Origin of the sequence: Acidovorax sp. 94 (genome assembly GCF_003634645.1) — a bacterium.
Classification (GTDB): Bacteria; Pseudomonadota; Gammaproteobacteria; order Burkholderiales; family Burkholderiaceae_C; genus Acidovorax; species Acidovorax facilis.
In genome coordinates this window covers 2,394,163-2,408,047 of sequence record NZ_RBJA01000001.1, presented here as the reverse complement: position 1 = coordinate 2,408,047, position 13,885 = coordinate 2,394,163, and the positions used below count along the sequence as shown (strand labels likewise).

Annotated in this window: 14 protein-coding genes; 8 read left to right on the top strand and 6 right to left on the bottom strand. The window is 62.2% G+C overall.

Annotation, left to right across the window (positions count from 1 at the left end; genetic code table 11):
- Positions 1-81: 81 nt before the first annotated feature.
- Entirely contained in the window at positions 82-2,034 is a 1,953-nt protein-coding gene (gene dnaK, locus C8C94_RS11085) for a molecular chaperone DnaK (protein WP_121420741.1), read from the bottom strand.
- Positions 2,035-2,127: 93 nt separating this feature from the next.
- Positions 2,128-2,679, bottom strand: coding sequence for a nucleotide exchange factor GrpE (gene grpE / locus C8C94_RS11080; RefSeq protein WP_121420740.1), 552 nt, complete (start codon positions 2,677-2,679; stop codon positions 2,128-2,130).
- A gap of 304 nt (positions 2,680-2,983) precedes the next feature.
- Between grpE and rpsF the strand changes: the two genes are divergently transcribed.
- From rpsF to dnaB, 5 genes are all read left to right on the top strand, one after another.
- On the top strand, positions 2,984-3,391 hold the full coding sequence (gene rpsF / locus C8C94_RS11075) for a 30S ribosomal protein S6 (protein ID WP_055399389.1): 408 nt from the start codon (positions 2,984-2,986) through the stop codon (positions 3,389-3,391).
- A gap of 14 nt (positions 3,392-3,405) precedes the next feature.
- Positions 3,406-3,696: a primosomal replication protein N gene (gene priB, locus C8C94_RS11070; RefSeq protein ID WP_121420739.1), complete on the top strand. Its 291-nt coding sequence runs from the start codon at positions 3,406-3,408 to the stop codon at positions 3,694-3,696.
- Positions 3,697-3,713: 17 nt separating this feature from the next.
- Entirely contained in the window at positions 3,714-3,995 is a 282-nt protein-coding gene (rpsR, locus tag C8C94_RS11065) for a 30S ribosomal protein S18 (protein ID WP_005795932.1), read from the top strand.
- 12 nt (positions 3,996-4,007) lie between these two features.
- Complete coding sequence (gene rplI / locus C8C94_RS11060) at positions 4,008-4,460, top strand: 50S ribosomal protein L9 (protein WP_055399385.1); 453 nt, start codon at positions 4,008-4,010, stop codon at positions 4,458-4,460.
- Between the two features lie 167 nt (positions 4,461-4,627).
- Complete coding sequence (gene dnaB, locus C8C94_RS11055) at positions 4,628-6,043, top strand: replicative DNA helicase (protein WP_055399383.1); 1,416 nt, start codon at positions 4,628-4,630, stop codon at positions 6,041-6,043.
- Positions 6,044-6,135: 92 nt separating this feature from the next.
- Here the strand turns inward: dnaB and C8C94_RS11050 are convergent, their stop codons facing one another.
- From C8C94_RS11050 to C8C94_RS11035, 4 genes are all read right to left on the bottom strand, one after another.
- Positions 6,136-6,522 (bottom strand): hypothetical protein, encoded by a 387-nt coding sequence (locus C8C94_RS11050; protein WP_121420738.1) that lies wholly within the window; start codon positions 6,520-6,522, stop codon positions 6,136-6,138.
- 1 nt (position 6,523) lies between these two features.
- On the bottom strand, positions 6,524-8,290 hold the full coding sequence (locus C8C94_RS11045) for a PhoH family protein (protein WP_121420737.1): 1,767 nt from the start codon (positions 8,288-8,290) through the stop codon (positions 6,524-6,526).
- A 191-nt stretch (positions 8,291-8,481) separates the two neighbouring features.
- Complete coding sequence (locus C8C94_RS11040; protein ID WP_055393154.1) at positions 8,482-8,967, bottom strand: peroxiredoxin; 486 nt, start codon at positions 8,965-8,967, stop codon at positions 8,482-8,484.
- 225 nt (positions 8,968-9,192) lie between these two features.
- Positions 9,193-9,564: an Mth938-like domain-containing protein gene (locus tag C8C94_RS11035; protein ID WP_055393291.1), complete on the bottom strand. Its 372-nt coding sequence runs from the start codon at positions 9,562-9,564 to the stop codon at positions 9,193-9,195.
- Positions 9,565-9,713: 149 nt separating this feature from the next.
- Here C8C94_RS11035 and C8C94_RS11030 point away from each other — a divergent pair, with 149 nt between their 5' ends.
- From C8C94_RS11030 to thrC, 3 genes are all read left to right on the top strand, one after another.
- Positions 9,714-10,952, top strand: a complete 1,239-nt coding sequence (locus C8C94_RS11030; RefSeq protein WP_121420736.1) for a pyridoxal phosphate-dependent aminotransferase — start codon at positions 9,714-9,716, stop codon at positions 10,950-10,952.
- Between the two features lie 93 nt (positions 10,953-11,045).
- Positions 11,046-12,380 carry a homoserine dehydrogenase gene (locus C8C94_RS11025; protein ID WP_121420735.1) on the top strand — a complete coding sequence of 445 codons (1,335 nt, stop codon included), beginning with the start codon at positions 11,046-11,048 and terminating at the stop codon, positions 12,378-12,380.
- Positions 12,380-13,819: a threonine synthase gene (gene thrC, locus C8C94_RS11020; RefSeq protein WP_121420734.1), complete on the top strand. Its 1,440-nt coding sequence runs from the start codon at positions 12,380-12,382 to the stop codon at positions 13,817-13,819. The genes C8C94_RS11025 and thrC overlap by 1 nt, the downstream gene beginning before the upstream one ends.
- Positions 13,820-13,885: the final 66 nt, after the last annotated feature.

Genomic DNA, 13,885 nt, shown 5'->3' with positions numbered 1-13,885 from the left:
TTCTGAGCCCGGTTGGAACAGGAACGCCGCGCAAGCCCCGTCAAGGGCCCCGCGCGGCGGCTGGGGTCAACGGGGGCGTGCTCAGCCCTTCTTGACTTCCTTCACCTCGGCATCGACGACGTTGTCGTCGTCTGCGGGCTTGGCGGACGCGCCACCAGCCGACGCGCCTGCGGCCTCAGCACCCCCGGCTGCCTGAGCAGCTTGCGCTGCCTGGGACTCGGCGTACATCTTTTCGCCCAGCTTCTGGCTGGCAGCCATCAGCGCCGTGGTCTTTTCGTCAATCGCGGCCTTGTCTTCGCCCTTCAAGGCTTCTTCCAGTGCCTTGACTGCGGCAGTGATCGCGTCCTTTTCACCTGCGTCGAGCTTGTCGCCGTGTTCGGCCAGGCTCTTGTTCACGCTGTGCACGGCGGCTTCACCCTGGTTGCGGGCTTGCACCAGCTCCAGCTTCTTCTTGTCGTCGGCTGCGTTCAGCTCGGCGTCCTTCACCATCTGCTGGATTTCTTCTTCCGACAGGCCCGAGTTGGCCTTGATGGTGATCTTGTTTTCCTTGCCCGTGCCCTTGTCCTTGGCGCCCACGTGCAAGATGCCGTTGGCGTCGATGTCGAACGACACTTCGATCTGCGGAACACCGCGGGCTGCCGGTGGAATGCCTTCCAGGTTGAATTCGCCCAGCAGCTTGTTGCCGGTAGCGATTTCGCGCTCGCCCTGGTAGACCTTGATGGTCACGGCAGGCTGGTTGTCATCGGCCGTCGAGAAGGTCTGTGCGAACTTCGTCGGGATGGTCGTGTTCTTCGTGATCATCTTGGTCATGACACCGCCCAGGGTTTCGATACCCAGCGACAGGGGTGTCACGTCCAGCAGCAGCACGTCTTTGCGGTCACCCGACAGCACCTGGCCCTGGATGGCGGCGCCCACGGCCACGGCTTCGTCAGGGTTCACGTCCTTGCGGGGGTCCTTGCCGAAGAATTCCTTGACCTTTTCCTGCACCTTGGGCATCCGGGTCATGCCGCCGACCAGGATCACGTCATGGATGTCAGACACCGACACGCCAGCGTCCTTGATGGCCATGCGGCAAGGAGCGATGGTGCGCTCGATCAGCTCTTCCACAAGTTGTTCCAGCTTGGCGCGGGTCAGCTTGATGTTCAGGTGCTTGGGGCCCGATGCGTCTGCCGTGATGTAGGGCAGGTTGATGTCTGTCGAGGCCGAGTTCGACAGTTCGATCTTGGCTTTCTCGGCCGCTTCCTTCAGGCGCTGCAGGGCCAGCACGTCGTTCTTGAGGTTGACGCCCGACTCCTTCTTGAACTCGTCAATGATGAAGTCGATGATGCGCTGGTCGAAGTCTTCGCCGCCCAGGAAGGTGTCGCCGTTGGTCGACAGCACTTCGAACTGCTTTTCGCCGTCCACATCGGCGATTTCGATAATAGACACGTCGAACGTGCCGCCACCCAGGTCATACACAGCGATCTTGCGGTCGCCCTTTTCCTGCTTGTCCAGGCCGAAGGCCAAGGCTGCAGCGGTAGGCTCATTGATGATGCGCTTGACGTCCAGGCCCGCAATGCGGCCAGCGTCCTTGGTGGCTTGGCGCTGTGCGTCGTTGAAGTACGCGGGCACGGTGATGACGGCTTCCGTCACGGGCTCGCCCAGGTAGTCTTCAGCCGTCTTCTTCATCTTGCGCAGGATGTCGGCAGACACTTGCTGGGCCGACAGCTTGTTGCCGCGCACTTCGATCCATGCGTCGCCGTTGTCGGCGGCCACGATCTTGTAGGGCATCAGGTCGATGTCCTTTTGCACTTCTTTTTCGGTGAACTTGCGGCCGATCAGGCGCTTGACGGCGTACAGCGTGTTCTTGGGGTTGGTCACGGCCTGGCGCTTGGCCGAGGCACCGACGAGGATCTCGCCGTCTTCCTGGTAGGCCACGATGGAGGGCGTGGTGCGTGCACCTTCGCTGTTTTCGATCACGCGGGTCGTGTTGCCCTCCATGATGGAGACGCAGCTGTTGGTCGTACCCAGGTCAATGCCGATGATTCTTCCCATGATTTTTCTCCGAATGCTTGAATGGTTTGGATGGCTAGTAACTTGTGGATAACTTGGTGTGGTTCAAGTCTTCCGGGTCGATTTTTTTGAGGCTTACTTGGGAGCCGTCACCGTGACCAGGGCCGGACGCAGCACGCGCTCGGCGATCACATAGCCCTTTTGCAGCACAGCCACCACGGTGTTGGCTTCCTGCTCGGCAGGCACCACGCTGATGGCCTGGTGCTGGTGCGGATCGAACTTGGCGCCAGCGGCCGGGTTGATGGCAATCACCTTGTTGCGCTCCAGTGCCGACGTCAGCTGGCGCAGGGTGGCGTCGGCGCCTTCGCGCAGCTGCTGGGGCGTAGCTTCCTTGATGGCCAGGGCGGCATCCAGGCTGTCGGCCACGGGCAGCAGGCTCTCGGCAAAGCTCTCGATACCGAATTTGCGGGCTTTGGAAACCTCGTCTTCGGCGCGGCGGCGGGCGTTTTCGGCCTCGGCCTTGGCGCGCAGGAACTGGTCGGCCAGATCAGCGCTTTTGGCCTTGAGCTCGGCCAACTCGCCCTGCAGGCGTGCCAGCTCGTCAGAGGCGTGGGCAGCCATGGCGGCTTCGACTTCTTCGGGGGCGGGGGCGCTCTGTGCGGGGGTGGTTTGGCTGGTGTCGGACATGTCTTGGTCTGGAAGTAAATGAACGGTACGCGCGGGATCTGGGGGCGTGTCACCACAAATCAAGGTCTGTACCAGGGGTATGGTCTCTCGGGCCCCGTATGCATCGCGGTTTGTTGTAGTACATGTCGGCCCAGCCACTGCTTTTGCAAGGGGCTGAACGCATCTATGGCATCTTTTTGTACGCCTGGACAGGGACGGCGAAGCACTGAGTGTACAAGCGACGCAGGCCGGGCTATAATCGCAGGCTTTCCCTTGCCACACCACTTCAAGACGCAGTGGGTGGTCTTACCCAAAAGGAGTATGCATGCGTCATTACGAAATCATTTTGTTGATCCATCCGGATCAAAGCGAGCAAGTTCCAGCCATGCTGGAGCGCTACAAGGGCATGATCACCGCTGGCGGTGGCAAGGTGCACCGCGTGGAAGACTGGGGCCGCCGTCAACTGGCGTACCTGATCAACAAGCTGGCCAAGGCCCATTACCTGTGCGTGAACATCGAAGCCGATCAGGCCGTGATGGCTGAACTGGAGCACGCCTTCAAGTTCAACGACGCCGTGCTGCGCCACCTGACGGTTCAGAAGAAGAAGGCCGATACGGGCCCATCTTCCATGATGAAGACCGTCGAGCGCGAAGAAGCCCGCAAGGCCAGCCAAGCTGAATATGCAGCGGCCGGTGGTGAGCGCGGCGAGCGCCCAGATCGCGCCGAGCGCTGATCTAGCCCGTTGGAGTGGAGAACCGCGTTGCCTTGACCGCCTGTATCGCAGAGGCTGAACCCCTGCGCTACACGCCCGCCGGATTGCCTGCCCTTACGCTGCGTCTCGAACACGAGTCCCAGCAAACCGAGGCAGGCCACCCCCGCGAAGTCAAGGCTGCCATGAAAGCCATCGCCTTTGGAGCGATGGCCGAGCGACTGGCACGGCAGAACATCGGAAGTCTCTGGACTTTCCATGGATTTCTGGCCAACCCGCGCAATGGCAAGACCGCAGTGCTGCACATCCAGGATATTCAACAAAATTAATTTTCAAGGGGTCCGCAATGGCCACGTTCAAGAAGTTCAACAAAGACAAGCGCCCAAAGCGCAACACCCAGTCCCTGCTGTTCAAGCGCAAGCGCTTTTGCCGCTTCACGGTGACCGGTGTTGAAGAAATCGACTACAAGGATGTCGATACGCTGCGCGACTTCATCGCCGAAAACGGCAAGATCATCCCCGCACGCCTGACCGGCACGCGCGCCATCTTCCAGCGTCAGCTGAACACCGCCATCAAGCGCGCCCGCTTCCTGGCCCTGGTGCCTTACAGCGACCAGCACAAGATCTAAGGAGCACAACCCATGCAAATCATCCTGCTCGACAAGGTTGTGAACCTCGGCAACCTCGGTGAAATCGTCAAGGTCAAAGACGGCTACGCCCGCAACTTCCTGATCCCCGCTGGCCGCGCCCGTCGCGCCACGGAAGCCGCCAAGGCAGAGTTCGAGGCCAAGCGCGCTGAACTCGAAAAGGCCGCAGCTGCCAAGCTGGCAGAAGCTCAAGCCCAAGGCGAAAAGCTGGCTGGCACCACCGTCAAGCTGACGCAAAAGGCTGGCGTGGACGGTCGTCTGTTTGGTTCCGTGACCAACCACGACATCGCCGAAGAGCTGAGCAAGCAAGGCTACAAGGTTGCCAAGTCGCAAATCCGCCTGCCCAACGGCCCGATCAAGGTTGTGAGCGAAAGCACTGTCAGTGTGGCTCTGCACACCGATGTGGTGGTGGACGTGACCGTGTCGGTCTACGGCGAAACCGCCTGAGATTCACTTCGGTGTTTCACGCAAAGCCGCCTTCGGGCGGCTTTTGTTTTTGTGCGGCTCTGGGTTGTACATGGTTACCCACTGGTTGCCCCAACTTTATCCACAGACTTGTGCCATGACGGCGCGCCGCACGGGCGCTAGCATGCCGGGTTAGCTCCGAGGATTCCATGTCTGCTGTTTTTCCGCCCCTTGACGATGGCTTCACGCCGGTGCCCGACCGTGAAATCGCCCAGTTGCGCGTGCCGCCGCACTCGATAGAAGCGGAGTCCAGCGTGCTGGGCGGGTTGCTGCTGGACAACAACGCCTGGGACCGCGTGGGCGACCTGCTGGTAGAAAGCCATTTCTACCGCCATGAGCACCAGATGATCTACTCGGCCATCGGCGCACTGATCAACGCCAGCAAGCCGGCCGACGTGATCACCGTGTTCGAGCACCTGCAGAACCAGGGCAAGGTGCAAGAGATGGGTGGGCTGGCTTATCTGAACAATCTGGCGCAATACGTGCCCAGCGCCAGCAACATCCGCCGCTATGCGGAAATCGTGCGCGAGCGTGCCATCCTGCGCAAGCTGGTCACGGCCAGCGACGAAATTTCCACCAATGCGTTCAACCCGCAAGGCAAGACGGTCGAACGGATTCTGGACGAGGCCGAGTCCAAGATTTTTGCTATTGGCGAGGAAGGCTCGCGCACCAAGCAAGGTTTCCAGTCGCTGGATACGCTGGTGATCGACCTGCTCGATCGCGTGCAGGAGATGGCAGACAACCCTGTGGATGTGACGGGTGTGCCCACCGGGTTTGCAGACCTGGACCGCATGACCAGTGGGCTGCAAGCGGGCGACATGGTGGTGCTGGCAGCGCGCCCCTCCATGGGCAAGACCTCGTTCGCGGTGAACATTGCCGAGCACGTGGCGCTCAATGAGGGCCTGCCGGTCGCCATCTTCTCGATGGAAATGGGCGCCGCCCAGCTGGCGGTGCGTATCGTGGGTTCGATTGGCCGGGTGAACCAGGGCAATCTGCGCACCGGCAAGCTCACCGATGATGAGTGGCCGCGCCTGACCGAGGCGATTGAAAAACTGCGCACCGTCTCGCTGCACATTGATGAAACCCCGGGCCTCACACCCGGCGAATTGCGCGCCAACGCGCGGCGCCTGGCGCGCCAGTGCGGCAAGCTGGGCCTGATCGTGGTCGACTATTTGCAGCTGATGAGCGGCTCTGGTTCGGCGGCCAGTTCGGACAACCGGGCGACCGAGCTGGGTGAAATTTCCCGGGGCCTCAAGATGCTGGCCAAGGAGCTGCAGTGCCCGGTGATCGCGCTGTCGCAGCTCAACCGCTCGGTGGAACAACGTACCGACAAGCGCCCCATGATGTCCGACCTGCGCGAGTCGGGCGCCATCGAGCAGGATGCCGACATCATCATGTTCATCTACCGCGACGACTACTACAACAAGGACTCCAAGGAGCCCAACGTGGCCGAGGTTATCATCGGCAAGCAGCGGAACGGCCCCACGGGTACCGTGAAGCTGTTCTTCCAGAAGAACCAGACGCGCTTCGAGAACCTGGCCATGGGTTCGGGCGACGATTTCTAATAAAAATAGCCACTAGCGCTTATTGGGTAAGCGCAAGTAGCTATCAAATTAGGGGTTTTTGTTCGGGGTAGATGGTGTTGGTCGGAGTTCCGTTACGGTCGCAGCCCCCACACCAGCAAACCCGCACATCCCACTGCAAGAACACCCACAGCCACAGTGAGCCGTTGCTGGCGTTGGCGCAGCACTTCTACCGCCTGCACCACCTGGGCATTCTGTTCGGCCAGTGACTGGATCAGCACGGCGGATTCCTGTTGCTCCTGCTCCAGCATTGCCACCCGGTCGCGCAGATGTTCCAGCTGCAAGGCCACGGGAATGTCGGGTTCGACCCCAGCGCCTTCGAGTGCTCCCGCAGCAGCTTCAGCGTTCCCTTTTCGGGTGGTGCCCAGCAGCTTCTTGGCCGCCTGGAGAATCTGGGGCGTTGCCTCGATGACGTCGCCCCAGGGCACCAGCTTCAGTGCTGCAACCCAGCCTGCAGCCAACTCAGAGCACCTCGCTGGCGAAATCTGCCAAGCGCGAGCGTTCGCCGCGCGCCAGCGTGATGTGCCCGCTGTGCGGCCAGCCCTTGAAACGGTCCACGGCGTAGGTAAGCCCGGATGACCCTTCGGTCAGGTACGGCGTGTCGATCTGCGCGAGGTTGCCCATGCAGATGATCTTGGTGCCGGGACCGGCGCGGGTGATCAGCGTCTTCATTTGCTTGGGCGTCAGGTTCTGCGCCTCATCGATGATCACGTACTTGTTCAGGAAGGTGCGCCCGCGCATGAAGTTCATGCTCTTGATCTTGATGCGGCTGCGGATCAGCTCGTTGGTGGCAGCGCGGCCCCACTCGCCAGCATTGCCGCCGTCGCCCTTGGCCAAAAACTCCAGGTTGTCGTCCAGCGCGCCCATCCAGGGGCCCATCTTTTCTTCTTCGGTGCCGGGCAAAAAGCCGATGTCCTCGCCCACGCTCACCGTGGCGCGGGTCATGATGATCTCGGTGTAGCGGCGATCGTCCAGCACCTGGGTCAGGCCTGCAGCCAGGGCGAGCAGGGTCTTGCCGGTGCCGGCCGTGCCGGTCAGGGTCACGAAGTCGATCTCGGGGTCCATGAGCAGGTTCATGGCGTAGTTCTGTTCACGGTTGCGCGTGGTCACGCCCCACACGGCATTTTTGGCCGAACCGTAATCCTTCAGGGTCTGCAGTACCGCTGTTTTCTCGCGGATTTCGCTCACGCGCGCAAACAGGCTGGGCTCGCCGGGGGCTTCGAAGTACACGAACTGATTGATCATCAGCTGCGGCACGATGGGGCCGCCAATGCGGTAATAGGTGTGGGCGCCGCTTTGCCAGCTTTCCACGTTCTTGCCGCTCTTGGCCCAGAAGTCGGGGGGCAGGGCCAGCACGCCAGCGTAGAGCAGGTCGCCATCTTCCAGCGTCTTGTCGTTCTGGTAGTCCTCGGCAGTCAGGCCCAGCGCGCGGGCTTTGACGCGCATGTTGATGTCTTTGGAGACCAGCACCACTTCGCGCGGTGCGTGCAGCTTGCGCAGGGCTTCGACCACGCCCAGGATCTGGTTGTCGGCTTTGCCCGGGGGCAGGCTGGTGGGCAGGCTGTAGTCCAGTGGCACCGTCTGGAAGAACAGGTGGCCGCCCGCAGCACGCTGGCCGGTGGAGTCAAGCTTGAGGCCCTTGGCCATGTCGGCGCCCTGGGCGGCAGCCAGGGCATCCAGCGTGCGGCTGGCCTGGCGGCCGTTGCGGGCCACTTCGGTCATGCCCTTCTTGTGGCCGTCCAGTTCTTCCAGCACGATCATCGGCAGGAAGATGTCGTGCTCTTCAAAGCGGAAGAGGCTGGTTGGGTCATGCAGGAGCACGTTGGTGTCCAGCACAAAGAGCTTGGTCGGGCCTTGCGGTGCGGATTTGCGGGTGCGTGTGGTGGTCGCCGTGGCCGGGGCGGCGCTGGCGGTGACGGCGGCAGGTGTGCCGGTGCTGCGTGCCTTGCGCGTGCCGGTGCTGCGGGCCACGGGGGCGGCGGAGGGTTGAGGTGTACGTGCTCGGGTCTCAATCTGGACCAATGGAGCTGTGTCAGGCGCTGCCAGCGACGAGGCCACGCTGTCTGCCTTGCGTCCGGCGCGGGTGGGGGCTGTAGCGGTGGTGGTGCGCTGGGGCGTAGCAACGGCTTCGTTGGCCGAGGTGGTAGCTACGCGGGGGCGGGCTGCGACTTCAAAGGCTTCTGGCGCGAGGAGTGCAGCGCGCCGGCTGGGGGCGGGGGGCAGGGGCATGGTGGCAGGGCCTCGGTCGGTAAAGGGGTAACGGGTGGGTCAGAAAGCAAAAAGCCGCCTGGAGGCCAAGGCGGCTTTTTGGAGGAGGGCAAACGTTGCGATAACCAGGGGCATAAAACCATTATGCCTACTCCGGATGTCTTGCCTGGGCAAAACAAGCGGGGTGTCGCGCCGATGCCCCAATGTGCAGATCAGGCGGCCTTTTTCAGGGCCTTGATGGATTTGACGGCTTTCAGGACCTCGTCCACGTGGCCGGGAACCTTGAGGCCGCGCCACTCTTGCACCAGCAGGCCATCGGGGCCGATCAGGAAGGTGCTGCGCTCAATGCCCTTGACCTTCTTGCCGTACATGATCTTGTTCTTGACCACGCCGAACATGTGGCACATCTTTTCTTCGGTGTCGGCGATGAGTTCGAAGGGCAGTTCCAGCTTTTCCTTGAATTCGTCGTGCGACTTCATGTTGTCGCGGGACACGCCGAAAACGGCAGCGCCTGCCTTCACGAAGTCCTTGTACTTGTCGCGAAACTGCATGGCCTCCGTGGTGCAGCCAGGCGTGTTGTCCTTGGGATAGAAGTAGAGAACCAGAATTTGGCCAAGGTGGGAGGTGTTGGAGACCTTGAGTCCACCGGTAGCGTTGGCTTCAAATTCAGGGAGGGGTTTGTTGACAACGATCGCCATATCACTTCAATCTCTCAGGATGTAGTCGTTGGTAAGCCGGGGGAGCTAGTGTGTTATTGCTCTTGGTGGTGCCCCCGACCGCAACCGGCGATTTTACCCCGAATTCACTCTTCGGCCAAATGTAAGACAGTGTGTCCGGCCCGCAGTGGCGGGCATTTAGGCAAGGCCTTGCATAGGTGCAAGCGCCGGATTTGCAGCTTGCCGCGGCGGTTGCGGGCCTGCAGCTCAGGCTTCCAGAATCAGTGCTGCCACCACGTTGCGCCCTTCACTGGCCAGGATGTTGTACGTGCGGCAGGCGGCAGGGGTGTCCATGGTTTCCAGCCCCAACCGGCGGGCGATGAGCGGCGCCAGCCACGCCGGTGGCGGGAACCGGTTGCGTGTGCCGCTGCCAAAAATGACGAGCTCTGTCTCCAGGGCTGCCAATTGCGCGAAATGTTCGGGGGTCAGGTCTTCAAAGCGCGTGCAGGGCCAGGCCTGGCGCAGCCCCGACGAGCCGATGATGACGCTGTGCGTGATCTTCTCGGCATCCACGCCGATCCAGCCGGGGCCGTAGCCGCTGATGGTTTGTGCGTTCGAGCGGTCGGGCTGGAATTTCATGGGTGTTGGCGTCGGTTGCAGGCGGTGGCGCTGCGGGTAGGCCCGGCGCAGGGCCTGGGCGCGCTTGTGATCTGTGGTCAAATTATAGGTTTCGCCAAGGTGCCAGCCGCTCTGGCCGCCACCTGACCCCACTGCACCACCGTCAGCGCATGAAAACCGTCCAAAAATCCGCCAAGCTCGCCAACGTCTGCTATGACATCCGGGGGCCCATCATGGACGCGGCCAAGCAGATGGAGGAAGACGGCCACAAGATCATCAAGCTCAACATCGGCAACCTGGCGGTGTTCGGTTTTGATGCGCCGGAAGAGATTCAGCTGGACATGATCCGCAACCTGCCCAATTCGGCGGGTTACTCGGACAGCAAGGGTATCTTTGCGGCGCGCAAGGCCGTCATGCACGAGACCCAAAAACAGGGCATCAAGGGTGTGATGCTGGACGACATCTACCTGGGCAACGGCGCCAGCGAGCTGATCGTGATGGCCACCAATGCGCTGCTGGACAACGGCGACGAGCTGCTGCTGCCTTCGCCCGACTACCCCCTGTGGACCGCCGCCGCCAGCCTGTCGGGCGGCACGCCCGTGCACTATGTGTGCGATGAAGCCAACGGCTGGATGCCCAACCTTCAGGATATCCGCGCCAAGATCACGCCCCGCACCAAGGGAATCGTGGTCATCAACCCCAACAACCCGACGGGCGCGCTGTATTCGGACGAATTGCTCAAGGGCATCGTCGCCATTGCACGCGAGCATGGCCTGGTCATCTTTGCCGACGAGGTGTATGACAAGGTGCTGTACGACGGCGCCAAGCACACGGCCATTGGCTCGCTGAGCGAGGATGTGCTCACACTCACCTTCAATTCGCTGTCCAAGAGCTACCGCTCGTGTGGCTACCGCGCGGGCTGGATGGTGGTGTCGGGCGACAAGAAGCCCGCCAAGGACTACATCGAGGGCCTGAACATGCTCTCGAACATGCGCCTGTGCGCCAACGTGCCCGGCCAGTGGGCGGTGCAGACGGCGCTGGGTGGCTACCAGAGCATCAATGAGCTGGTAGGCGAGGGCGGCCGCCTGCGCAAGCAGCGTGATCTGGCGTACGAGCTGATCACGGCCATCCCGGGCGTGACCTGCGTGAAGCCCCAGGCGGCGCTCTACATGTTTCCGCGCCTCGACCCTGCCGTGTATCCCATCGAGGACGACCAGCAGTTCTTCCTGGAGCTGCTGCAGGAGACCAAGGTCATGCTGGTGCAGGGCACAGGCTTCAACTGGGCGGCGCCGGACCATTTCCGCATCGTGTTCCTGCCACACGAAGACGATCTGCGCGACGCGATTGGCCGCGTGGCGCGCTTCCTGGAGCAATACCGCAAGCGCGTGCAAATGGCGGCGGCTGCGTAACTTGCACGTTGAGCGGTGCAGAAACTCATTTTTTCATAGCTGCTAGCGCTTTATGGATAAGCGCCAGAGCCCATTTTGACTGATAAAAATCCCATGAAACCCATCCAAGTAGGCCTTCTGGGCATCGGCACCGTCGGCAGCGGCGTGTTCAACGTGCTCGCGCGCAACCAGGACGAGATCAGCCGCCGCGCTGGCCGTGGCATTGAGATCACCATGGTGGCCGATCTGGACGTGGAGCGCGCCAAGGCGGTAGTGGGTGCTGACATCCAGGTCGTCAACGACGCCCGCGCCATCATTGCCAACCCCGACATCGACATCGTCATCGAGCTGATTGGTGGCTATGGCATTGCCCGCGCGCTGGTGCTCGAAGCCATCGCCGCTGGCAAGCATGTGGTCACCGCCAACAAGGCGCTGCTGGCCGTGCACGGCACCGAGATCTTCGCGGCTGCATCGGCCAAGGGCGTGATGGTGGCCTTTGAGGCGGCCGTGGCGGGGGGCATCCCCATCATCAAGGCGCTGCGCGAAGGCCTCACCGCCAACCGCATCCAGTGGATCGCCGGCATCATCAACGGCACTACCAATTTCATCCTGTCCGAGATGCGCAGCAAGGGGCTGGACTTTGATGTGGTGCTCAAGGAAGCACAGCGCCTGGGCTACGCCGAGGCCGACCCCACCTTCGACATCGAAGGCGTGGACGCCGCGCACAAGGTCACGCTGATGAGTGCCATTGCGTTCGGCATCCCCGTGCAGTTTGACAAGGCCTATGTCGAAGGCATCACCAAGCTCGGCGCGGCCGACATCAAGTACGCCGAGCAACTGGGCTACCGCATCAAGCTGCTGGGCATCACGAAGCGCGCCGACAAAGGTATCGAACTGCGCGTTCACCCGAGCCTCGTGCCCTCCAAGCGCCTGATCGCCAACGTCGAAGGCGCCATGAACGCCGTGGTGGTGCAGGGCGATGCCGTGGGCACTACGCTTTACTACGGCAAGGGCGCGGGCAGCGAGCCCACCGCCAGCGCCGTGATTGCCGACCTGGTGGACATTGCGCGCCTGCACACGGCCGACCCTGAGCACCGCGTGCCGCACCTGGCCTTCCAGGCCAACACGCTGGCCGATGCCATGGACACGCTGCCCGTGCTGCCCATGAGCGAAGTTGTCACCAGCTACTACCTGCGCCTGCGCGTGGCCGACCAGGCCGGTGTGCTGGCCAAGGTCACCGGCCTGTTGGCCGAGGCCGGTGTGAGCATCGACGCAGTATTGCAGCGTGAGGCTGACGAAGTCGGTGGTGAAGGATCTACGCAAACGGACCTGATCATCCTGACCCACGACACCCGCGAAGGCACCATGGACGCCGTGATCGCCCAGATGCAGGCCCTGCCCACGGTGCTGGCGCCCATCACGCGCATCCGCAAGGAGGAACTGAACTGATGCTGTACATCTCCACACGCGGCCACGCCGACCGCAAGCATTTCTGCGACATCCTGCTCGAAGGCCTGGCGCCCGATGGCGGCCTGTACCTGCCCGAGCACTACCCGCAGGTCAGCGACGCGATGCTGACAAAGCTGCGCAAGGCTTACCACGAGCAAGGCTACGCCGAGCTGGCGTTCCAGATCCTGTCGCTCTACATCGATGACATCCCCGCCGCTGATCTGAAGGCCCTGTGCGCCAAGACGTACACCGCCGAGGTGTTTGGCACGGGCGAGATCGTGCCCCTGCGCCACCTCGAAGACGGCCTGTGGCTCGAAGCCCTGTCCAACGGCCCCACGCTGGCCTTCAAGGACATGGCGATGCAATTGCTGGGCAACCTGTTCGAATACGAACTGAACCGCCGCGGTGAAGAACTCAACATCCTGGGCGCCACCAGCGGCGACACCGGCAGCGCGGCCGAGTACGCCATGCGCGGCAAAAAGGGCGTGCGCGTCTTCATGACCAGCCCGCACGGCCGAATGAGCGCGTTCCAGCAGGCGCAAATGTTCAGCCTGCAGGACGAGAACATCCACAACATCGCCATCGAAGGCGTGTTCGACGACTGCCAGGACATCGTCAAGGCCGTCAGCAACGACCTGGCCTTCAAGCGCAAGTACAAGATTGGCACCGTCAACTCCATCAACTGGGCGCGCCTGCTGGCGCAGGTGGTGTACTACTTCGCGGGCTACATCCAGGCCACCGAGACCAACGACCAGAAGGTCAGCTTCACGGTGCCCAGCGGCAACTTTGGCAACGTGTGTGCAGGCCATGTGGCGCGCATGATGGGCCTGCCCATTGACAAGCTGGTGGTGGCCACGAACGAGAACGACGTGCTCGACGAGTTCTTCCGCACTGGCGCCTACCGCGTGCGCGCGGCTGCCGACACGCACGAGACATCGAGCCCCTCGATGGACATCAGCAAGGCCAGCAACTTCGAGCGGTTCATCTTTGACCTGCTGGGCCGCAACGGCCAGCGCACGAACGCGCTGTTTGCCAAAGCGCTGCCCGCCTATGGCAGGTTCGACTTGAGCGCCGAACCGCTGTTTGCCGATGCCGCCACCAAATACGGTTTTGAAAGCGGCAAGAGCACGCACGCCGACCGCCTGGCCACCATCAAGGACAACTTCGAGCGCCACGGCGTCACCATCGACACCCACACGGCCGACGGCGTGAAGGTGGCGCGCGAACACCACCAGGACCCCAAGGTGCCCATGATCGTGCTGGAGACCGCGCTGCCCATCAAGTTTGCCGAGACCATCGTCGAAGCCCTGGGCCATGCGCCCGAGCGGCCCGCCAAGTTCGCGGGCATCGAAGACCTGCCCAAGCGCGTGCAGGTGATGCCGGCCAACGTGCAGTTGGTCAAGCAATACATCGAGCGCCATTGCACGCCCGCCCTCTAGGGTGGGCAATCCGTAGCCGCTCTGTCGCTGCGGATGCGGGAGCGGCTCAGGATACTGGGTTTGAAC